The organism is Paenibacillus sp. FSL P2-0121 (genome assembly GCF_037975345.1).
Classification (GTDB): domain Bacteria; phylum Bacillota; class Bacilli; order Paenibacillales; family Paenibacillaceae; genus Paenibacillus_AQ; species Paenibacillus_AQ odorifer.
In genome coordinates, this window is sequence record NZ_CP150245.1 from 4,441,878 (window position 1) to 4,463,104 (window position 21,227).

The following is a 21,227-nucleotide window of genomic DNA, read 5'->3' on the forward strand; positions in this document are numbered from 1 at the left end:
ACTTTAAGAATTAGAGAATTAAGTCCAAAGCATCCTGCGAAATCCACACTTTATCTTTAATCATTACTGTCAGCACATTTAGTTTCGTTGTTTTGCCATCCTGAATGGCGATATTTTTATCTATAGGCAGCTTGAGAACTTGGCCTGCTTTTTTCACTACAACCACCGGATTAGTCTTATCGGTCTTATCTAGGGTAATCGTAGCTCCTTTGGCCTTGAATTTATCACTGGATACGTACAGTGTATCCTGAAGCTGCGCCAGATTGAGTCCGGTCACTTCTTGAATATACTTATTCACATCCGTATTCTGGATTACACCGCTGTTCATGAAATCGGTCGGTTTAAAATTAGCCGGATGGTAGGCGAACAATCCAACTTCTTCCGATGTGTGATCATCCGTAGAGAAGGTTACACCTATTTTATCCCCCAAAATTTTACCGATGACTGGCGAAAGGTTATCCTGCATTCCCAATCTGACTTGATCCGCTTCTTCTTTGGTTAGATCACTAAGTCCATAATTATCCGCAAGGACCTTTTTGAAATTGCTCTCATTAATACTGCCTTCAATGTAATAACTGGTGTGCTTCGCTTTCTTCAGCACGGAGATTAGATCTTTGGTAGAATCATAGTTCGTCATATTGAGCCCGCCGGTAGCATGATCCGAAACCGATAAGACTGCTGTATTCCCGTCCTTTTCTGCAAAATCAACAGCGGCTTTGAAGGCTTTATCAAACGCTAAGGTCTCACTCATAATCCCCACTGGATCGTTATCATGACCATACCAGTCAATCTGGCTTGCTTCGACCATCAGAATAAAACCATTCTCGTTCTGTGACAACTTCTCTATCGCTACATTGGTCATTTCGGCAAGGCTCGGTTGCTTTTGCGGGTTCAGGTCAAAATCAGCATCCAGTGCTTCGGGGTTGAATAGTCCCCAGATTTTATTCGTTTTAGAATTCATTAAACCTGCTTTATCCGTTACGTATTCATACCCATTTGATTTCAGGATTTTGGTTAAATCTTCTCCGTCCTTGCGGTTAATGTCTTCTTTGCCGGGTACCAAATACCCGGAACCGCCCCCAAGTAGAACATCTACACCACTATAGACCATCTGTTCTGCAATAGACTGCGCATTGTCACGCGTGTATGCATGACTTAAAAATGTAGCCGGTGTCGCATCCGTTAATTCACAAGTGAATACCGTTCCTGTACTTTTCCCTGCCATTCTCGCTGCATCCATAAGGGTAGGCAGAGGTTTGTTCATGTCCTCTGGTTTAACTGCGCTTACGAAAGGCATCGTTATTCGGTCTGGAAGTATGGATACCGTCTCACTCTTAACCTTATGGCCTGTGGCATAAGCCGTAGCTCCGGCAGCGGAATCTGTGGTCAGTGAATCCGTAGAATAGGTTCTCACCAGCCCGCTGAAATACTTATCCATCGCAAGCGCCTGACCTCCCTGATACCATCTGGCCAAGTTCACATCGGATAAGCTCATCCCATCCGTAATAAACAGGATTACGTTTTTGACCGATTTGTTGGTAGGAGCATCAGAGTTATTGGCGTAGGATGTTCCGTTGCCTGCTGCAAGCAGACTGCAAACCATAACTGTACTGCAAATTCTCCCGGTAACCTTTTTGCGCATTTGAATCCTCCTCTAGCAGATTTTGTTAAGTACGTTACTAGTTTAAAGGAGGATTGTTTGCGGGAGCAGCACCTATTCTCTTATTTTATATTAAATTCTATGCATATTTTGTCTTGACCTGTGCTACTGATATTTGTAAAAAAGGGGCGCCCTAGGGGCACCCTTTGCATTATTATTGTCTTATTACGAGGACATCTCGAGGCGCTCTACCCGTGCTTTGAATTTGGGAAATTTCGGAGCTTGTAAGGATACGGCCTACCAATATCAACGAAGATGTGACATTGTTAAAGTTAAAATTATTCAAGTTCGCTACGTTTTGGCTGCCACGGAATACACGGAACGATCCCTGAAAGTTAATTCGCGAAAATAGTACAAGCGTTACTTGAGAGCTCTGCACAACATTTCTGAGACGGAAACTCGAGAGAACGTTGTTAAACCGAAACGCTCCAAGATCACGAACCGCAACTCCCCCACGTCTGAATCGAATCCGGCGATTGGTAAAATTAGTACCCGACCAAAGAGTAAGACGTATATCACTGTTAGCCAACTAAATCAACTCCTTCTCTGAGATTGATATAGTCTATTACTAACTTCAAAGAACGGTACAAGACAAATACAGTTGCACAAATGATTGTTTTTCAGATTTCCCTACGGTGGTATTATCTAAATCACCGAGTCGAGCCTCGGATATGTTAGCAGCCGAAGTGATTTTCCAGTTATATTCATCTACCTATTAGACGCTTTCTTATACGTTAGGAGCGAATATGAAAAAAATAACTCAAACATTCGGGTATTTAGGTAGTACAATGTTGGCTACAGCTTTACTGTCATGGATCTGCGTATTTTTGATTCACGGCTTACCTGGTGTCTATGTATGGATGGCACTTAAATTTATCATCCCAATTCTAGGTTTCGTAGGACCCACCCCAAACCCTCTTGCCGATTCTGCTCATGATCTGGTAAAAAGTGAAGCTATCTTTTGGAGGAGTTACCCTAGGAGGAATGGACAGCTTCAACAACTATGAAAAAAGACGTTAACGGATGCCTAAGCTCCGTCAACGCCTCCTCTATCCATTCATTGCATTCCTGCCTCTGCTGGAAGCGAGTTATTTCTTGTCCCCACTGCTTTAATCACGAAATTGTAGGCTTTAGCAGAATCTATGCCGTTTAATGTATAACTGTAACTCGTCTGACCGCTTACCGTCGGCACATACACGCTCCAATTTGTGCTGACTTTATCATTATTCTCGTAAATCCGGTAACCTCGCACAGGCTCAGAGCTATTTGCTGGCGCTTTCCACGAAAGAACTGCACGGTTCCCTGACTGTCTTACTGCACTTGGATTTTCTACAATGCCGGGTTTGACGTCAGTCCGTTTAATACTGTAAGCATCATAGACGGCAAGAGGTTTATCTTTAACAGCTGTGTAGGATGTGAATTTCAGCACGTCGCTTGTAATGGAAACATCCACGAACATTTTCTTATTGGGCTGGTCGTTTTTTGCTGCAAAAAAAGTGTCTGCATCTGGATTAATGGCATAAAATTTCGAAGCGGCCGAGTTGCCCATCAGATACACGGTCCCTTTGGGATTCAGCACATTTCCTTGCTCATCGGTAATAACATTCTTAATCGGAACGTTGTTCAGCATTTGAAAAGACCTCATATACATATGGTCATGTCCCTCAAACACCATATCCACACCCAGCTCATCAAATACAGGAATTAGATATTTCCGGTAAAATTCTACCCGGTCGCTTTCTGCTGAAGCATTATCCCCTGAAGAATACGCTCCCTTATGCATCGAGACGAATTTCCACTTCTTGTCGGTCTTTGCCACTTGATTCCGCATCCATTCCAATTGCTTCGTGAACTGAATATCCGCTTTATACGGCTTGACCTCCCCTTCGTACTGGGAATTGATCTGCATAAACAGGGCATCGCCGTATTCGAAAGCATATACCGACCCGTCATGAGCGCCCGTCCCGACATCTTTTGGAAGATTAAAATGGTTATAGAAGTTGTTATTCGGATAATCCTCTATCTCATGGTTGCCGATAATCGGTGCAAATGGCACATTGGCAAATTCTTTTTTCGGCACACCTAAGAACCACTGCCACAGCTGCTCCAGATCACCGTCATCCGTTAGATCCCCTGTAAGAAGAACAAACTTGGGATCTACCGTTTTCTCAATAGCTTTCTTAAAAGTATCCTGCCACAGATCGAAATTCGATTTACTTGAGCCTTGGGTGTCGGTTACATAGAGGAAATGGAAATCCTGATTATCCGCCTTGTCCGTGGTAAAAGAACCCGCCTCGCTCCAGCCGTCCGCATCACCGTTACCGGCCCGGTAGATATACTTAGTTCCAGGCTTAAGACCGCTTGCAATAACCTTGTGGCTGGCGAACTTTTTATACTTTTTGGAGCTTCTGTCTCCTGATGTCATTAAGGTTTCAATAACTGTTGCGCTGCCCTCATAAGAAGCTGCCAGTTGTTCCGGGAACTCGCTTCCTCCCACATTGGCGGCCTCCACTACTTGCACTACTGTACCTCTGACGGTTTCAGCTGTATACCAGTCAAAGGCAATACTTGTCTTCGGGTCTCCATTAAAAGTCATGTTCAGCAGCGTTGGAGTTTTGATGCCGGTATCCGGAGACTTCGTCTTAAAGCTCCAGGTAATATCGTTCTCAGGTGTACGGCCATCCGTAGTCCCCTTAACAAGCTCTTTAGGGACGGTCACGTTGTAAGTTTTGCCGGCAGTGAAATTAGGGTGGCTGACTTTGACTGTGTCTTGACCGAGGAGTGAAGCAGAAATGTTGGTAAGAGGAAGATTGTTTTCTGTGATTACAACTTGATAACTACTGTCGAGACTGATGGCTTTGTTAAACTTCACGGTGATCTCTGCGTTAAGGGGAACATCTGCAGCCCCTGAAGCGGGAGTTTTGCTTACCTCAAGTGTGGGAGTGTCCCCAGGTTCGCCGCTGCTGCGTGTTCCTTTAATTATCACATCTTTGATTCTGCTTGAGCCTGAGCTGGACACCGTTCCCCCGCTTACGCTTTTCGCAGAGTTTACCACCCAGCGGATATAGAGTACATCTTGATTGTTTGTTCCGGCAGGCAAAGCGAGGTTAGTTAATTTGCAGGAATTATTGGAACAATTAAAATTGTTCTGGGCTAGAACAAGGTTGCCGCCCGTAACATCTATCCATTCCTGTTGATCTTTACTGTATTGCACCTTGAAATCCCTAGGTCCTGTACTTGAAGAGGTTTGCTGTGAAGAGAGGAAGATCCCTTCGAAGCCTTGGGTAGAAAGCGTGGCAAGCCAGTATTTTAGGCCCGTTCCTTCATGCCAGCCCTGGTTGCGTACGCTGTTCTCACTTGACTCATAGGTGTACGCATCCGTATTAGTTCCTACATCACGAATGGATGAAGACGTCTGATATACCCCGCCGGTAGCCGGAAATACACCGTTTTCGCCTTTGTCTTTAAAAATCCACTGGGCAATCGTTTCCTGAACTGCAGTTGCTTCATTTACAAGGTCTTCCTCAATTTCTTCCCTCCCTGCTGAGACAAAACCAGTCAACTCCATGGCAAGCAGCAAACCTATAACCATTAGACTGATTACCTTGTAAAATCTATTTTTGAGATAAGATTGGTTGTTATCCATTCAGCCCATCTCCCTCTTCCTTAATCTCACTTATCATCGAACCGCCGCCTCCGAGAAGAACGGCGGTTCTGCTACCCTTACCTTCCTGTTATTGGAGTTCCCAGTCGGTGACTTGAAGGATTGCTGAATCTGCACCCTTCAGGTCTGTCTCTCCCATGTTCAGCAAATTGCTCCACTGCTTCACACGGTTCTTGCCGTTAGGCGGAGAGTTGTACTCATTAGTATCCACAATCTTGGTCCGTTCTTTATAAAATTTGGTCATAAAAGTCTTCTCATCCGTGCTGCTTCCGGATTTACCCAAAAGCCCTTGAAGGGTCTCGGAGCCGCCGGTAGCTCCATGGTTCAGCGCTGCATCCACGAAGGAACCAATAGTTAATGCCGAGTTAAAGCCGCGTTTGCGGGCCTGCTCCACACTGTATTTAATATAGATATTGTAGAACGTTTTCCACATAGCCTCTCTCCACTCGGGATCATTTTGCAAATTGCCGATTTTTCTACAAAAGCTCTCTTCGCTTTCATTGATTTCGAGGATCTTCCCTTTCATCGAACCCTTAACACCGATCCGGGCCAATGCGCCTTTAACCGAAGGATTACTCGCGCCTTTGGCAGCGTCATATGCCTTGAACAGATCCGGACCGTCGGGACCGGTATCATTTGAGCCGCCTGTAGTCGCACCGAATATTCCAATCGTATACCCGCGGTCATCATCAATATCTTCACAATATCCGTAAAAATTGATCCAGTTCAGATCGTCCTGCTCCGGTTTGTTGACAAGCATCATAATATTGTTCCACTGCTCACCATCCAGACCTGTGTTGTCACGCAAGAATTGAAGTGTTGCCGGTGAGAAATTAGAATCAGGGTTCCCTGCCGCATAACTTTTCTGTTGAGATGTTTTGGACAGACAGCCATAAGAAAAAATCATTGAAAAACTGAGCAGAATCATCAATGAAAATTTCATCTTCTTGGAAACCTTACTCTTCGTTGAATTTAGCACCGCAATCTCTCCTTTAATTGAATAGTTTAAGCGCTTTAACTTTTAGTGGCAGTGAACCTTATCCCTAACCTATCTGAGCATGACAGCCCTCCTTTTTCCAACACTTGGTAATTCAATTTAAGCTTATCTCAAAAACTTTGTCCAAACAGCACGTATTTTCTTGTAAATATTAATTTTTATACATATGTTGCTACAAACCATAGATTAAGTCTACAATCCTCTTAGGAGGTGCTGAATGAAACCAGTATTTTATGAGTCTACTCTTTTTGACATCAGCCGCAAGAAACAGGTATACACCAGCATGCCTTCAAGACACTATCATGATGCATATGAGATTCTGTATTTAATATCCGGGGATTTTTATTATTTTATAGGGGACAGAACTTACCAGGTTGCGGGCGGAACACTACTATTTATGGATATTCACGAAATGCACAAACTGGTCAATTCCGGCTGCAATATGTATGAACGGGTTACACTCCTGTTTAAAAAAGAATTCCTGCAGCATTTCTGCACCGGCAGTCAATGTGAGGAACTGCTCGAATTGTTCAAAAGTGATTACCGTGCTTTGAAGATGACCGGGATGGATCAATATTTCATCGAACAGCTTTTTCAGAAAATGATCCAGGAGGGGAAGAAGCAAGCCCGCGGATATGAACAGTACCAACAAATATTATTGGTGGAGCTGCTCCTCTATCTTAATCGTAAACTATTTGACAGCCGCGTAGCTTCATTTGTAGAATCCAATCGTACACATAAGAAAGTCCTGGACATCGTTAATTATGTAAATCAACATTATATGGAACCGCTCAAGCTCTGTGAGATTTCACGGCAATTCGACATAAGCTCTTCCTACCTTTGCCGCACTTTTAAAGAATCCACCGGGTTCAGCTTCATTGAATATATCAATAACATCCGCATTAAAAAAGCGCGTGATTTGCTGGTTGGCTCTTCTTTTAATGTTACTGAAATTGCGGGAATGGTTGGGTTCGATAACACCTCCCACTTTGGACGAACCTTCAAATTAATAATGGGCATCTCGCCGCTCTGCTTCCGCAAACAATTTAAGTCTTAATAACAAATCACTGGAATACGTCAAGACATTTCATCAAGCCTAACAAATTGCAAGTTTCTTGCCTGTAGTTGGTTTAGCACTTCTTCTAAAGCTTGCAGCATAAAATAAGGAGCATGCCGGTCCGCGCCCGCAGTCTCTCCGCTGTCGTGAAGTAAAACAACGGAGCCATCGGTGATTCCACCTAATAAAATGGCCTGCATCCGGGTTTGACAGGCCCGGATGTTCCAGTCACTCGCCTTCAGCGACCATAGAACAATTCGATACTGCTTGTGCCGAAAGAAATCAAATAGATTGATTAATCCCCAGGGTGGACGGTAATGATTGGGTCTGATTCCGACAATAGACTCTATAATATCAGCGGAGCGTTCCAGATGTTCTCGCCTAATTGTACTGGGCAGCATCAGCCAATTAGAGGTATGGCAGTAATTATGGATGCCAATCTGATGGCCTTCCCGATCCATCCTTCTGATCAGATCTGGATACTGCTCCGCTCGCGATCCAAGCACGAAAAAAGTAGCCTTCACTTGATGTAACTTCAATAAATCCAGCAATTCCGGCGTATATTTCGGATGTGGCCCATCATCAAAAGTGAATGCCACCTGTTTTTCTACCGTTCCTTTGCGAAAAACACCAAAGCCGCTCACTCGCGTAATCAAACTTGGAATAAACATGTAAAGAGTAGCGGCACATAGTATTCCTCCTATCAGATATGTAAGTATGATTACACCTCCTTATAACAAGCATAAGACCTATCCAGAGTAGTTCTGTCCGGGTGAAAATCGATTTTTCAGTGAGGCGCGTGAATGGATCAGTAACATCGGGACCAGTTGCTCTGTTCGCCGATTGATTCTTTGTCTCCCTTCAGGATGCATGGCAGACAGCAGCAATCGAAGATAGATGGTGGTGATGCGTTCGAAAACGCCGGACTTTATATTTTGTTGTTCAAAACCAAGACCGTGCGTTAATCCCCGATGGAGCAGTGTAATCCCCAATAAAGCCTTGACCTGCCTGAACTCCGACTGCGATTCGAACGCTTCATTGATTTGCTGCATTGATTTGCGCAGCATGCGAGCCGTTTGCAGTGCGGCACGATCCGATCCTTCGGACCGGATCAACTTCAGGATTCTTTCATTGTCGAGGTGGAGTTCTCCCACCCACTCTCCCTGATTGATGACCGTGGCGTCTTGGCATACAATAGGCTGTCCCCGGTGCTTTTTTAGCATCACGGTACATATACCAAAGCGTGACTTATGTGATCCGCGAAAATGTGAAAGCAACGCAAAAGTTTTTTCCCACATCATCCAGACGGACTGCACCGTGTTTTTACGTATTTTGAAACCCAACTTTTTCACCATCCTTAAACCGGTTATTGTCTCTCATTTCATCCATTGTACCTAACGAAACTTTCTTTTTTCCTAACGTCTACTTCTATTTGACGCTATTCACCGGAATTTCTCTGCGTGTAAATCTAAATTTTTGGCATCTAGTTAAAAAAACTTTCTGACCTAAAAAAAGGACAAAATTTAGTAGGTCTTAAATTAGACAACTTCTGCAAGAAAATCCAACTACATAAAGAAAAACCCATGTCTCTTGGACATGAGTTTCGGATGTTATCTTTTTGACTAAATCAATCTGGTTTCACTATCATTCCAAACTACCCAACTCTACCACATCTCCGCTGGTGGCCTTCACGGCATAATCACAATCCAGCTTTCCGCACAGCACATACCTCTTCTGCCCAGGATCATACACATATACGGGTGTTAATTCGAACCATCCCTTGAGCTTATCATAAGCTTCGTCATGGCTCACAGCAATTTTCCCTTCACTCTTGAATTCATCAAATGTATCGAGCATTAGCTTGTTATCCATATAATTTATAACCTTATAATTGTTCGTATCGATGAACAGAAGGAGCTTACGCTGAAACATACGATTACTTGACACATTCTTCCTCAATGTCGCTTGAATATGTCCTCTTTCCCGATGTAAAGTCTTCAATATCCATTGTCCGGATTCTTCCGGATAGAGCTGGCTTAAACCAATTTCGACTGCGGTTATACATTGGGCTTGTTCTATGTCTGTGATTGAAAATGAATCTGGATGCGGCTCACGTGCTATTGCCTGTTCGATTGTAACCACTTCTTGCAGACGGATCTCCGTCCTTGCGAACTGTTTCGTGTCCGCTTGCTCCCACTGCATTACTTGATCAATACTCAGTCGTGCTCTCGTTCCTGATATCATCTCAAATGGAATTGTGGTTGTTCCATCATTTGTAATGTAGATTTCTTCTATCCCATAGATCGGCAGGAGATGCTTCATCTCGTACACTGGATATTCTATAAGCTGTAGTTGGTTTTTAGCCAGTAGCTCTACCGCTTGAAGCGTGAGAGAATAATCCTCTTTTTGCACAAGGGAGCTGGAAGGAAACTGGCCATAGACACTATAAAAAATAATCCTACCTTCCCCATCGAAGCGTAACTCCATTCGCCCGCCGGGAGAGATAGGTATACCGTCTATACATTCGGCAAAATAATATTCTCCTCTTTCTTCCTTCAATAGGTAGAATTGTTTACCATATTCAAGCCCTACTTCAGCTTCCATCCACTGAATAACGCCGTTTAATTCAATGTTTTGGAACGGTGTTCGATTTGCATAAGATTTCCCTCCAACAAAAATAACACTTTTATAGTTATTGGATAGCAAGTCAAGCGTAATGACTGCAGTTCCTTCCGGATTATAATCTTCCTTCCATTCCTTAATGTGAGAAGGAAACCATTCCATACTAAGCAAATAGTCGGTTTCTCCCAGCATCGTAACTTCACGATAAATTTCATTTGTATGTAAATAGTAGTTGTCCAGTCCATAGGTTTGCTGTGTAGCATTAACTAGTTCTTTGATTCGGAAATCCATATCAGTGCACCCCACAAAATTGATACCTATATCATATCATTACTTAGCAATGATTATGAAGCGCAGCGAATCATATCTCCTACATATTCTACGATCTTATGTAACGGGTTTTGCTGGTGTTCAGAAAATGATCAGTAGCTTGGGGTTTAATAATGCAGAGTGTATCAATCGATTGGACAAGTCAGGAAAATTCACCCTGCTGACTCAGACCTTGCCAGAATACTAAACGTGTATAGTGAACACATATTTTAATGGAGGTATATCATCATGATTGACATCATCGACGGAAATGCGGCATTAATACATTTTTTTCCACTTCCGGCGCATCTTTATTCTAAGAATATTGCTTGTATTGTTGCTGTGGCGCATGCAGAAGAACGGGGTCCAAATTTAACAGGCCTCATAAATGCTCTATACTCGAAGGGATATACAGATCTTGAACATCTATTAGATTCCACATGGAAAAAACTATACCAAGTTTCGAGGTTGGGCCAGCAAAGACTGGTGCTTCTACTTAGTTTACTAGAACGAATTTCTGCAGATCCCAAGACTATAGAAACCTATACAGCTGTCCCTCATGTTACCATCCACAGTAAAAAGGAAATGAAAGAATTAACTTTAAAGAGGATCATTAAGAAGTATAACGAAACATCTGTAGAGGTATTAACTGAAGACACCGAAAAAGAAGCTCGTTTAAAGAAAATTAAAGATAGACTCCGAGAAATGGGGATGATCGTATAACAAAACCCCGTCAGTATAGTGAAGTGCACCCCTTAGAATAGACATTGGACAAACCTCTGGGTCATTCCGATTTCTATTCTAGGGGTGTGACTTTCAATTCATTTAGTAATCGCGCGCTGCATCGAACCAGCGTTGAGCCATCTCCTCTGTGATAGGCTGGCCAATCAGGTGGTCAGACTGGCTAAGTTGCCATACCGCTTCACCAAGGTCTTCTCGTTCGGTGGTTTCGATGCCCTTAAGATTGTTGAAGCGCACGGTGAAAGCGGTAATGGCGGCCTCGGCTTCAGCAAAGCTACGGGCTTCGGACAAGGTTACCTGTGCAACGTTGTAAGCTTCATTAGCCAGCTTGGCTAGACGTTTAGCCCAGGAGGAGAATGGGCGGCCAAACTCGGTCGTCCACCACTCTGGCTTTCGTAATTGGCTCACTGAAGCATGGTCGGTCCAAGGACGGGTTTCAGCGCGAGTTTTCATTTGCTTTTTTATACGCTTGCCAGCGCTTTCTTCGACATTGTAGGCGATGAATCTGTCAAGCAACGGCCACGCGTTCAAGGTCGGCAAGTCCCCCAGATCAGGCATGAAGCGCAGCTCCAGATTCGTTAACTGGGTATGATGAGCTAATAAATTCAGGTCGCAGAAGTTTCCCCACAAACTCAGTGATTTAAGGTTTGGGTACCGGTTTAGACACTCTAGCGAGATGGGCTGTCCCAGCGGTGCGTTATGTAGCGTCAAGCTCGTTACCTGGTGCAGCTCCCCCATATCGGGCAGCAAAAAAGGGGGATCATTCTTACGTCGGCCGGTGCGCGGTGCTAGTGTAAGAGAAGATGGCATTTCGCCTGTGGCCGAGAAGCGTGATAGATCGCCGGACACACTCAGGCGGAAAGGCTGCTTCGGAAGTATTAGGCTAAGGGACCTCCCGGATGGTTCCAACTCGACATGCAAGCCATGCAAATTGGACTGACTGGCGTCCGCCACCGTGTCTGCAGACAGGATCGGAGTCCATGTCATCTCTTCAATGGGACGTTTCTGTGCCCAGTCAAAGAAGCCTGAATCACTGCCTGTATAATGCAGAAATCGCGGCCAGGGAGAGCCAGCCGGTGTGGCAAAGACATCGAATACGGTCCAATCGATAGGCGCATCAGACGCGACATGAAGGTCAACCTTTTTCCCCAATTGCGACGGACCCATGGATAGACTGCCCACACCGGGCTTAAGGACAAGAGTATGACTACGTGGACCTGTCAGGTTGATAGGATAACTACCAACTTCTCTAACAGAACCAGCTGAAGGACCAGCTTGGCTATCATTTGGCATTTCTATCATCCTTTCCTCTAATGCATATCAAGATCTAACCATTCACACCTGACTCTATCTTCTCAGTAATAAATTGTTTGAATCTTGTAAAATACCGCTCTGATGCTTCCCAGCGCCTAAGATCCAAATAGGACATGTCCTGCTTGCCATATTGATCGGGCGGCTGATAATGCCGGGAAACATAAGTTCCATTGTCCACTGTATAAAAATAATACGCTTCATCTGGAGTCCTGATTTCAATCCGACCATGTAGGAGGTCTCCGTCCTCGTCCGTATGCGTTTGACGGAAGCTGTAACATTTAGAGCCGTCCCAGAACCCGCCATTATCCTCCACTTCCGAATATAATTCCCGAATTACAGTGTGTTGCAAAATGTCTTGCACATACTGTACCTCAATGTTTCGTAAATAAAGCTCAGCCATATTAACGCAGGTCAGCAACATCGTCCAGCAATCGCTAATCTCTGCTAGTTGTTCCTGAGACTCTTCTGTAATGTCCTCCCACTCAGACCCTTCTTCTATGGTTCTCTTCAACAAACCGACAGAATGATCTTGCTCCAGCCAAATATAATAGTGATGCCGGTTATCATTCATATAAACGCTAAGATCCCGCTCATCCCCGTCAGCATCAATATGCTCCAGTTGAACTTTGAAAAAAACGTCTTGCTCCCGAAAATTAAAAGAAGGCTTGTCACTTGGCATTAAAATACACTGCGTCAACTTCAATATATTTTCTTCATTGATTGTGTTATGGGTGAAATATAAATGAACAGCTTTCTTGCTAGCGGGGGATTCCTTTATTTTTTTTAGAGCAGAACGGCCTTCTTTAATTACGTTCACCAGTGTGCCAAAGGAAAAGTCCTCCTCATCCTCTTCCATATCCAAAAAAACTTCATCAATCAACACTTCATGAATGTCTACCGGAAGCTCCTGAAATACGCCGTCCCCCTCCCACACATTTACTAAGCAGGCGATCGATTTATGTCCGTCCACTTTGAAACTGTACTCGTCATCCTGAACCAAAACCGCAGCGCTGAGATCACCTTTAACAATCGTTTCCCCATGATTGTAGGAGCCGCATAATATTTCCTCAATCATCAGGTTGCCCGAAACATAAATTTCCTGACCGCCTACAGCTATATTTTTCGCACTCATATTACCGGTCACCAAAAGCCCTATGGCACCATCCGTTTCTTTATTATAAAGATTGTCTACAGTAAAATTTCCTTCTATAAAAATGATGATTACCTCTTTTTGTTGCGGGAAAGGTTGCTCCCAATCTAGATTAAGAGAAGGCAGCGTCAAATCCCCTTCATAGTAAGCGGCAAGTTGCTCGTCACTAAAATCTTGGTAAAACTTCGCCCACCAAGATCCTTCGGGAAATTTATCTGCTAGTTGGCTAATAGGAATGAATCTGAAAAGATTGCTCATAAATTATTTTCCTCTCATTTTAAATCCGAATATAGTAGACGATTTCCGAAAGCGGAGGCTTCTACTCCGCCGCTTCCGCCAACCATACTTGCATAGCTGGAGATTCTGCCCGATTCAAACGGAGGGCGATTTCAGTATTGATCTCATCCGGAGGCATGACTTCGACAAGGACGCATACTGACTCTCGCAGTTGATTCAAGGCAAACACACCTTCATCATCGAGTATTTTCATCGCCAGCTCCATGGCCTTCAGCCTCAAATCAAACTCGCGATTCCCTTCGTCATTCTCAAGAACCGCAATGAAAGAACGCTCGGTAAATCGTTGTTTAACATTATCAAAGTTCTCATCGCCGAAACAACAATAGGGCGAATCCGCATAAGACCATTTGATAAGTTCCGCAATCGTCGATGCCGGTGTGTCACTTTCGACGCCTTGCCTGGCTGCTTCTACCTCCAAAGCTTCCCACGACCAGGCGGAGATACTTGGCGCATGTCCCTCACCAGTAGTGTAAAGGGTACAGTAATAGTAACGTTCGCCATTTTCAAAAAGAGCGCGAAAAGACGTTCTAGCAGCATCGGCGATCTCTATCGCCAGCCTCTCTATTTCTTGCATCGGCTTCCTCCTTTCCGTTAGTGGATCCGTTCAGGCAGGATGTCTTCTATTTGCTCCAGCCTTCTAGAAATGATATGGCGGTGCTTTTTCTACTACAAGGTTATCAGGATGAACATCAGTTGGCTCATAGTCATTCATACGGAGAAGGATATACTCAATCTCTTCTAATGGCATCTGCAATTTCTGGCTGACTTCATAAAGATCCATGTCTTGCGAAAGTAGGTCCCGTGCTTGATTTAACTTTCCATTTAGCCAATTGTTTTCGAGCATCCATTTTTTCACTAGGTCCAGTAGTTGATTTTGGTTTTCCTTAACTGCATGCTTATTATATTTAGCAACTGACTCTGACAAATAGTTAAAAAGGTGAATACCTAATCCCTCACGTTGCTCATGCTTGGACATCCGTTGGTACTGTTCATAACTTATGCTGATATCTAATTCGAGGGTATGATCCCTGCTATCAAACCGTCTGGATGTTTTTCGACCATAACCTTCAGGTAAAACACGCAACACAAAAAAGATATCATAGGGAAACTCCCATGTATTTGCTAATTCCTCTAAGGGCAGCAGTTCATCTCTCAATTGACCCACACACGTTCCATGTGTATCCAAAGTAAAAACTAGTTTCATGCATACCTCCCTCTCCCAGACTTACGGAGCACCCAGATCAGCTGTTATTTTCTGAAATCGCTTCGCAGCCTTTCGACAAGAGCCACTGCTCCATTACGGCAAACGCCTGCCCCATATCCTGTTCATAGAAAATGGCCACCTCTTGCTGGTAGGCATAATTCAACCGTACATAGCCTCCCAGCTGCCGGTAGAACAGGAAACAAGCATAGGCATTCTCAATAAACAAATCCGGCGGAAATTCATGTTGGCACAATCCAGCCAGTTCGGGTAGCGTAAGCTGGTCCTGCCCTTGTGGCAAACGCAAAAAGCGATGGCTGCGAGTGCCCGTCCACGGTTCATAATAGACGCTCTCCCCTTGACTGATTCCATACACCTGACGATAAATTTCGTCCAGCACCAAGGCGTACAACCCTTCGTCTTCCTGCTCCCCTGCCTGCAGGGAAATCGCCTTTACGTGCTCCGCATGCCGAGGTAGCCAAAGCAGCCCAGCTGTCTGGGGATGTATTGCCAGAAAATCTCCGTCCACCGTTGTACCTATAACGATACACTCACCGATCTGTTGCTCAGTAATGGGGCTATTCTCGTCATGCTCCCATAATCCGTACTCTGCAAAAGGTTTAAGCACCTCCGCATCCGGAAACTGAACATTCAGCCACCCTCTGTAAGTCCCTTCGCCGAATCGCCGCAAAAAACGGAGGTAGCCCGGTGGATAAACAGTGGCGTCTTCCTTTGCAAGTGCTTGGTTTTGACCATCAGACAGCGGTTTTGGCCGAGATACGATGTACATAAATACTCCTCCTGCTGCCCCCAACATGCAACTCTTCCAGATAGAGAATTCTTTAAAATATTGCAGGTTGAGCAGCTTTTTTATCCAAGATAATACTGAAATTTTAGAGAGTGCAACATATCAATCCCCAATTTTTGAATTCTCCAGCTTGGCCAATGCCTCGGTGTAATTTGCCCTGGACTATTTGCCACCCATCACAAGCCCATATTTATTGAAAATCCACGATTTGCTCAAATCGTGAATCGCACCATGGCTTATACGCACAGAAGGCTTTTGCTCCTTCATAGCATCTGCATCATGCGCCGAGAAGCGAAGCGGCTTTGTCATTTTTTTAATAGCACCCGTTATTTCATCGAAAAACGTATATGTTAACGGCTTATGATCCCGAATATCCTCATAGATATAATACTTCCCTTTTTCATCTTCCAAATCTATTTGAAAGCCTTTAGGAAATGATAGCAAGATACACGGCAGTTCATCCTCTGCCCATTGTCCGTAATATGGAAAATAGACACTCTCATTTCTCGCGAAAAATCCGGAGCTTTCATTATCAGACGTAACAGAAATGGAATAAACAAAGAAAGGGGGACCCTCATTCCTTTTTTTCTCTGCCGTAAAATAATGATAAAAGGTCTGATATGCTTCATACACCTGTTTCAGATCATGCTCTGTCTGGGCATAATTGATTAGATGAAATTGCGCTTGCTTATGTTCAAAACGCTTCAAAACGCCTTCAAACTCTTCCGGCCTGATGAAGAATCTAAGCTTATAAAATCCGCTGTTCTTTAATTTATCCATTTCTTTTCGCTCACCGCCATGTATTAAAATGTCATCTCAGATGTCCTTAGCCATTTACTCGTGTATTTTCAAAATTCATATTTCACAAATCGATTTTTGAGAGCTTCTTCGTACGGGATCCACTCCCAGTCACTCCATAAAGACATGCTTACGATTTCTGACAGCTTATCTACGGCTTGTCCCGGACTCGTAATGCCAATGAAGCCGTCAAAATTCTCATTACGGATATCCAACGCTTTTCGCAAGTAATCATCATTGAGACGCTCTTCCCGGAGTTGTTCATATTCATCCCTCGTCCACTGCTCACAAAAGATCTTTTCGGCTTGAATGTCTCCATTCTCGAACAACGACAACTCGAATATCTCCTCATTCATATATCCGGCGGTCATCACTGGCTCCCCGGTAAGCTGGGACAACGTTTTACCGGCCTTCTTCACCGTACCCCATACAAAATAATCGTGGAGCACGCTGATCCAGTTTTCGTTGCTTTTGCTTACATACATGACAACTTTGCTCTCTGGAGCTTCATGATTTTTCTTGCCTAATACTTTGGCATGCGCTTCGCTTAGCTCTCTTAATGCTTCGACAGTCTTCTCAAGGTTATTCGACTTGATATGCAAATTTGCAAATGATCTTCCCACGAAATGGCCTCCTCTAATCGCTTTTTTAATCAGCCGGATTCTTATTTATATCCTATTGATCGGTTCTGTGAATGTCTCATATTTCCATTATAGTGATCGCTTGTCCTGAGTCTACCTACTTTTCACCTGGATTTTAGAAATAACCTTTGCACAAAAAGAATTATAAACTTGACCGTTCAGCACAATCTCTAGTCCCTTCCCCACTCCGCTCTTAAAAAAAGGAGGGTATCCCTCTGCCATTTTATGACGTTTAGGACACCCTCTGTCGAGCTATTCCGCACCCCCACAACACTCTTCATCTTTCCAAAACAAAATTTTTTCGTCGTCACTTATGGTAAGGATCAGCGCGCTGGCTGTAACGGCAAGTTCTGATTTTATATTACCGTTCGATCAATCCTTACTCTAGGCAGTTACCGACTCGCTGCCTCGATGATCCAGTCGGTCAAATCGTTGATTTGTCTTTTCACGGCGATTGGGTCGCGGTACCAGGATTGGTTCTCCGTCCATAAAAATACCCGATTGTTGCGAATCGGCTCTAGCGACCCCCAGATTGGATCAGCCTGCAGCGATTCCAAGCTGGCTTCCGTCGTCAGAATCAAATAATCACCCATGTACTCCGAAAGTTTCTCCAGCGAAAATTCATAGTAGGATTCCTTCAGCATAAATTCTGGAACCGTCGTCGGCGGCTTCAGCCCCATTATTTCATACATCAGCCGGCCGCCTCGTCCCGATTTCGGACCAAAAAGGCTCACGTTTCCATCGTACTCTTGCATAATCGAAAGCGTCTCTCCTTTGGGAACGGCTTGTTGGACTTTCTCCCGAATGTCTGCAATTTCCTTCTCGAATTGTTCGTTCCATTTCTCCGCTTCCTCACGTCTATCCAGCAACTCGCCAAAATACAGCATTTCTTCCTGAATGGATACAAACTGATTGTAAGGAACCGATACCGTAGGTGCGATCATCTGATATTTCTCGACTACCTCAGGCTGTGGATTATGCGTTATGATTAAATCCGGATTGAGTTCCAGCAGCTTCTCTAACGAGTCGCCTACATCCGTCACGACGTCCAGCATTCCCTCGAGATAAGGACTCGACATCAAGAACGATTCGGCTGCGATCGGCTGGACTTCCAGAGCAAGTACGGTGCCGAGATAAGAAATTGCCGCTACGCGCTGAGGGTGTGCAGGAACTTCGACATCGCCGAAAGCGGTCTTGACTACCTTGATCTCAGAAGATGCCAAAACCTCTGACTCTTGAGTGATCATGGTTGGAGAAGCGCTGACGGCAACCTGGCTGTTCGTTGCACCTCCGTTGTTCACCGACCCACCACAAGCTGTTAACATCACGGTCAAACATAACAGCATCACTGCATAAAAACTTCGGGTTGCTCTAGTCATTTTATTCGCCCCATCCTGTTGAAATTGATAATCAATATCACTCACATAAAAAGGATAGCTTAATGACCGGCTTAGAACAACGGACGATTGTGACCTATTCCTTGCATAATCTGAAACGAACTGGCCGTATCGTTTACGATATTGACCTGGCGTCATGCCGGCATGCTTTTTGAACATACGGCTGAAATAAATGAGGTCCGGATAACCGACATGTGATGCTATTTCCTGTTGTGTTGCTATCGTGCCGGCCAGCAGAGCCTTCGCATCTTCCATTCGGAAACGAATGACGTAGTCCAGCGGACTGAGCCCTGTCTGTTCTTTAAATTTTCGCGATATGTATTGTTGGCTGTAATTCAATTGCCGAGCAAGCTCCTCAAACGAGATCGGCTGGCGATAATTCCTGGACAAATGTCGAATAACTTGCTCCGATAAAGATGGCTCGCCGGCTCCGAACAGACGCTCCCTCAGGACAGCGTGAACGAAGCGGATAAAGTCTCCCTTGGCCGACAGCCGTGTCAATCCGTCGTCATATTTAAGCCAACCGTCGCGTATCGTTTGAAGCAGCTCAAGCATGGCCAGCGGTTCGCCAGGCGGGAACCCCCAGCTTTCCAGAAACGGGTCGGATTCCTCCATCATCATATGAAATTCGCGCGAGGCCGAAGCGGGGAGAAACGCTTTGTAGAGTACAATATATACATTCAGCGCTTCTCGGCTCCGAACCGTCACCAGAGAGCCTTTGCCGGCGTGCAGTACATGGAAACGATCGCACAGCCATACCTCATCGTCAACCCACAACTCGCCTTGTCCTTGAAAAGCGAATAAAAATGCGCTTGCCGGCAAACGGTATTGATTCAAATCGTTGTCGTTTCCGGCCTGCTTTAGCCGTACGTCCAGCACACTCATAATCACCTGGTTCCATATTTGTATAAGTTTCAGAACGTCCATAACTGATTCGCAAACTCCCTTTAAATTCTCAAGAGATAATCATTCTCAATTGAATCATGTTACTAAACACAATAACGAATACGTCTAGCGCTGTCAATAAGGTGTTGCCGCATGAGACGAGGATGCGAATAGCGAGGCATACGGCTATTTTGCCGGAGTCTAGCCCAAAAGCAAAAGACGCTGATCCGCAAACACACATGCGGAACTAGCGTCTATCAATGAATCGTGAGGGCCCTTTTTTTGATCTCACAATTATCTTAATCATTGGCATACTTTTATGTCGCCTGCTTAGTAAATGCCTGTCTCTTTCGCAAGGGAATTTTTGTAGGCTGCAATTTTGTCTTTCAACATCTTCTCTGTGGCTGTTAAGTTTCTGATTTGGCTCTGTATAGAGTTACTATGATTCTCAAGAAGGTTCAAGCGGGCTTGGGCCGTATGCTCTCCTTCTAAATATAACTGCGCATATTCTCTAATTTGTGAGATCGGCATTTGGGTTTGTTTCAACCTCATCACAAATCGCAGCCAAGCAAGATTGGAGTCATCATATATTCTTTCTCCATTCGCATTCCGCATCGGAGCAATAATCTTTTCCTTTTCATAATATCTCAGTGTATATGCGGTAATCCCTAGTAATTTGGCTACATCGCTGATCGTATACATACAAGCCCCCGCATCTATGTTGATTTTAAGAGTCCCCATAATTATAAAAAATATTTGACTTAGAGTAAACTCTAAGCTTTATGATTACATCGTTGTTGAAACACTAAATATTCTTGTAAAAACGGAGGAATTCATATGAAATATACTGTAATTACAGGCGCCAGTTCAGGTATAGGTTTTGAAACCGCTCTAGCCTTTGCGGCTCGCGGTAAAAACTTAATTGTTACAGCCCGCAGAAGGGAGCAACTGGAGGAGCTAAAATCTGAAATCAATCATAACTCCCCCGATGTAGATGTCGTTATTCGAGTAACTGACTTATCCGTTTCTAGTAATGCTTATAAGCTTTATGAGGATCTACAAGGGTTCGAAATCGAAACTTGGATCAACAATGCGGGGTTTGGAAATTTCGCTTCAGTGGCCAAGCAAGATTTAGATAAAATTTCTGCAATGCTGCATCTGAACATTGAATCGTTGACGATCCTTTCCTCTCTATTCGTTCGTGATTATTCCAATGTTGAAGGAACACAATTAATCAACGTTTCATCCGGTGGCGGCTATACGATTGTGGGAAATGCCATTACGTACTGTGCGACTAAGTTCTATGTGAGTGCCTTTACTGAAGGACTCTCTCATGAGTTGAAGAGTCAAGGTGCACTTATGCAGGCTAAAGTGCTAGCACCTGCCGCAACAGAAACAGAATTCGCGAAGCTTTCTTTCGATATCCCCGAATTCGAATATCATGGGACTGTGCCGAAATATCATACCGCGAAGGAAATGGCTGGATTCATGCTTGACCTGTATGATAACGATCATGTTGTGGGGATTGTTAATGGTTTGACGTACGAGTTCGAGTTGAGAGATACCCTCTATAATTATGTGGCGAGCACGCGATAAGCTCATCTTGTAATGGCAAGTTAAGAAGCATGACCATCCATTACGGATCGCCATGCTTCGACAATGATGTATCACCTAAATCCCCTATCA

20 protein-coding genes are annotated in these 21,227 nt (G+C 44.3%); 4 read left to right on the forward strand and 16 right to left on the reverse strand.

The window, feature by feature from the left end:
• Positions 1 to 10: 10 nt before the first annotated feature.
• The 4 genes from MKY54_RS19700 to MKY54_RS19715 form a co-directional block, all read right to left on the reverse strand.
• Positions 11 to 1,642: an alkaline phosphatase gene (locus MKY54_RS19700; protein ID WP_076307683.1), complete on the reverse strand. Its 1,632-nt coding sequence runs from the start codon at positions 1,640 to 1,642 to the stop codon at positions 11 to 13.
• Positions 1,643 to 1,814: 172 nt separating this feature from the next.
• Complete coding sequence (locus tag MKY54_RS19705) at positions 1,815 to 2,189, reverse strand: hypothetical protein (RefSeq protein WP_076182861.1); 375 nt, start codon at positions 2,187 to 2,189, stop codon at positions 1,815 to 1,817.
• Between the two features lie 528 nt (positions 2,190 to 2,717).
• Positions 2,718 to 5,306 carry a metallophosphoesterase gene (locus tag MKY54_RS19710; RefSeq protein WP_339187619.1) on the reverse strand — a complete coding sequence of 863 codons (2,589 nt, stop codon included), beginning with the start codon at positions 5,304 to 5,306 and terminating at the stop codon, positions 2,718 to 2,720.
• A gap of 88 nt (positions 5,307 to 5,394) precedes the next feature.
• Positions 5,395 to 6,303: a chitosanase gene (locus MKY54_RS19715; protein WP_248548588.1), complete on the reverse strand. Its 909-nt coding sequence runs from the start codon at positions 6,301 to 6,303 to the stop codon at positions 5,395 to 5,397.
• 235 nt (positions 6,304 to 6,538) lie between these two features.
• On the opposite strand from MKY54_RS19715, the gene MKY54_RS19720 reads away from it, so the two are divergent.
• Positions 6,539 to 7,378, forward strand: a complete 840-nt coding sequence (locus MKY54_RS19720; RefSeq protein ID WP_076217885.1) for an AraC family transcriptional regulator — start codon at positions 6,539 to 6,541, stop codon at positions 7,376 to 7,378.
• Positions 7,379 to 7,398: 20 nt separating this feature from the next.
• Here the strand turns inward: MKY54_RS19720 and MKY54_RS19725 are convergent, their stop codons facing one another.
• The 3 genes from MKY54_RS19725 to MKY54_RS19735 form a co-directional block, all read right to left on the reverse strand.
• Positions 7,399 to 8,049, reverse strand: coding sequence for a polysaccharide deacetylase family protein (locus tag MKY54_RS19725; protein WP_175618995.1), 651 nt, complete (start codon positions 8,047 to 8,049; stop codon positions 7,399 to 7,401).
• Positions 8,050 to 8,127: 78 nt separating this feature from the next.
• Positions 8,128 to 8,733 carry a polysaccharide deacetylase gene (locus tag MKY54_RS19730; RefSeq protein ID WP_256716011.1) on the reverse strand — a complete coding sequence of 202 codons (606 nt, stop codon included), beginning with the start codon at positions 8,731 to 8,733 and terminating at the stop codon, positions 8,128 to 8,130.
• Positions 8,734 to 9,022: 289 nt separating this feature from the next.
• Positions 9,023 to 10,291: a hypothetical protein gene (locus MKY54_RS19735; RefSeq protein ID WP_076307680.1), complete on the reverse strand. Its 1,269-nt coding sequence runs from the start codon at positions 10,289 to 10,291 to the stop codon at positions 9,023 to 9,025.
• A 49-nt stretch (positions 10,292 to 10,340) separates the two neighbouring features.
• Between MKY54_RS19735 and MKY54_RS19740 the strand changes: the two genes are divergently transcribed.
• Entirely contained in the window at positions 10,341 to 10,517 is a 177-nt protein-coding gene (locus MKY54_RS19740; RefSeq protein ID WP_339187623.1) for a hypothetical protein, read from the forward strand.
• 41 nt (positions 10,518 to 10,558) lie between these two features.
• Positions 10,559 to 11,032 carry a hypothetical protein gene (locus MKY54_RS19745; RefSeq protein ID WP_339187626.1) on the forward strand — a complete coding sequence of 158 codons (474 nt, stop codon included), beginning with the start codon at positions 10,559 to 10,561 and terminating at the stop codon, positions 11,030 to 11,032.
• Between the two features lie 102 nt (positions 11,033 to 11,134).
• Here MKY54_RS19745 and MKY54_RS19750 read toward each other — a convergent pair whose 3' ends face one another.
• The 9 genes from MKY54_RS19750 to MKY54_RS19790 form a co-directional block, all read right to left on the reverse strand.
• Positions 11,135 to 12,343 (reverse strand): hypothetical protein, encoded by a 1,209-nt coding sequence (locus tag MKY54_RS19750; RefSeq protein WP_076307679.1) that lies wholly within the window; start codon positions 12,341 to 12,343, stop codon positions 11,135 to 11,137.
• Positions 12,344 to 12,377: 34 nt separating this feature from the next.
• Positions 12,378 to 13,772, reverse strand: coding sequence for a hypothetical protein (locus MKY54_RS19755; protein WP_076306911.1), 1,395 nt, complete (start codon positions 13,770 to 13,772; stop codon positions 12,378 to 12,380).
• A 61-nt stretch (positions 13,773 to 13,833) separates the two neighbouring features.
• Entirely contained in the window at positions 13,834 to 14,385 is a 552-nt protein-coding gene (locus tag MKY54_RS19760; protein WP_076127224.1) for a DUF4303 domain-containing protein, read from the reverse strand.
• 63 nt (positions 14,386 to 14,448) lie between these two features.
• The gene (locus tag MKY54_RS19765) at positions 14,449 to 15,015 is read right to left on the reverse strand and encodes a hypothetical protein (protein ID WP_076127226.1); all 567 of its coding nucleotides are present in this window, start codon (positions 15,013 to 15,015) and stop codon (positions 14,449 to 14,451) included.
• Between the two features lie 37 nt (positions 15,016 to 15,052).
• Positions 15,053 to 15,802 carry a hypothetical protein gene (locus MKY54_RS19770; RefSeq protein WP_076127228.1) on the reverse strand — a complete coding sequence of 250 codons (750 nt, stop codon included), beginning with the start codon at positions 15,800 to 15,802 and terminating at the stop codon, positions 15,053 to 15,055.
• Positions 15,803 to 15,982: 180 nt separating this feature from the next.
• Complete coding sequence (locus MKY54_RS19775) at positions 15,983 to 16,600, reverse strand: hypothetical protein (protein ID WP_076127230.1); 618 nt, start codon at positions 16,598 to 16,600, stop codon at positions 15,983 to 15,985.
• Positions 16,601 to 16,668: 68 nt separating this feature from the next.
• Positions 16,669 to 17,241 (reverse strand): hypothetical protein, encoded by a 573-nt coding sequence (locus tag MKY54_RS19780; RefSeq protein WP_076127231.1) that lies wholly within the window; start codon positions 17,239 to 17,241, stop codon positions 16,669 to 16,671.
• Positions 17,242 to 17,651: 410 nt separating this feature from the next.
• Positions 17,652 to 19,583 (reverse strand): AraC family transcriptional regulator, encoded by a 1,932-nt coding sequence (locus tag MKY54_RS19785; RefSeq protein ID WP_076127233.1) that lies wholly within the window; start codon positions 19,581 to 19,583, stop codon positions 17,652 to 17,654.
• Between the two features lie 288 nt (positions 19,584 to 19,871).
• Complete coding sequence (locus MKY54_RS19790; protein ID WP_076182898.1) at positions 19,872 to 20,243, reverse strand: MerR family transcriptional regulator; 372 nt, start codon at positions 20,241 to 20,243, stop codon at positions 19,872 to 19,874.
• 135 nt (positions 20,244 to 20,378) lie between these two features.
• On the opposite strand from MKY54_RS19790, the gene MKY54_RS19795 reads away from it, so the two are divergent.
• Positions 20,379 to 21,137: an SDR family NAD(P)-dependent oxidoreductase gene (locus MKY54_RS19795; RefSeq protein WP_076182900.1), complete on the forward strand. Its 759-nt coding sequence runs from the start codon at positions 20,379 to 20,381 to the stop codon at positions 21,135 to 21,137.
• The last annotated feature ends 90 nt before the right edge of the window (positions 21,138 to 21,227 follow it).

Excerpts from the sequence above, each read along its gene's own strand:
- MKY54_RS19760 (WP_076127224.1), bottom strand. The coding sequence starts at position 14,385 with ATGCAAGAAATAGAGAGGCTGGCGATAGAGATCGCCGATGCTGCTAGA.
- MKY54_RS19745 (WP_339187626.1), top strand. The coding sequence starts at position 10,559 with ATGATTGACATCATCGACGGAAATGCGGCATTAATACATTTTTTTCCA.
- MKY54_RS19750 (WP_076307679.1), bottom strand. The coding sequence starts at position 12,343 with ATGCCAAATGATAGCCAAGCTGGTCCTTCAGCTGGTTCTGTTAGAGAA.
- MKY54_RS19735 (WP_076307680.1), bottom strand. The coding sequence starts at position 10,291 with ATGGATTTCCGAATCAAAGAACTAGTTAATGCTACACAGCAAACCTAT.
- MKY54_RS19720 (WP_076217885.1), top strand. The coding sequence starts at position 6,539 with ATGAAACCAGTATTTTATGAGTCTACTCTTTTTGACATCAGCCGCAAG.
- MKY54_RS19725 (WP_175618995.1), bottom strand. The coding sequence starts at position 8,049 with ATGTTTATTCCAAGTTTGATTACGCGAGTGAGCGGCTTTGGTGTTTTT.
- MKY54_RS19700 (WP_076307683.1), bottom strand. The coding sequence starts at position 1,642 with ATGCGCAAAAAGGTTACCGGGAGAATTTGCAGTACAGTTATGGTTTGC.
- MKY54_RS19770 (WP_076127228.1), bottom strand. The coding sequence starts at position 15,802 with ATGTACATCGTATCTCGGCCAAAACCGCTGTCTGATGGTCAAAACCAA.
- MKY54_RS19765 (WP_076127226.1), bottom strand. The coding sequence starts at position 15,015 with ATGAAACTAGTTTTTACTTTGGATACACATGGAACGTGTGTGGGTCAA.
- MKY54_RS19755 (WP_076306911.1), bottom strand. The coding sequence starts at position 13,772 with ATGAGCAATCTTTTCAGATTCATTCCTATTAGCCAACTAGCAGATAAA.
- MKY54_RS19730 (WP_256716011.1), bottom strand. The coding sequence starts at position 8,733 with ATGGTGAAAAAGTTGGGTTTCAAAATACGTAAAAACACGGTGCAGTCC.
- MKY54_RS19775 (WP_076127230.1), bottom strand. The coding sequence starts at position 16,600 with ATGGATAAATTAAAGAACAGCGGATTTTATAAGCTTAGATTCTTCATC.
- MKY54_RS19740 (WP_339187623.1), top strand. The coding sequence starts at position 10,341 with ATGATTATGAAGCGCAGCGAATCATATCTCCTACATATTCTACGATCT.
- MKY54_RS19790 (WP_076182898.1), bottom strand. The coding sequence starts at position 20,243 with ATGTATACGATCAGCGATGTAGCCAAATTACTAGGGATTACCGCATAT.
- MKY54_RS19785 (WP_076127233.1), bottom strand. The coding sequence starts at position 19,583 with ATGGACGTTCTGAAACTTATACAAATATGGAACCAGGTGATTATGAGT.
- MKY54_RS19795 (WP_076182900.1), top strand. The coding sequence starts at position 20,379 with ATGAAATATACTGTAATTACAGGCGCCAGTTCAGGTATAGGTTTTGAA.
- MKY54_RS19710 (WP_339187619.1), bottom strand. The coding sequence starts at position 5,306 with ATGGATAACAACCAATCTTATCTCAAAAATAGATTTTACAAGGTAATC.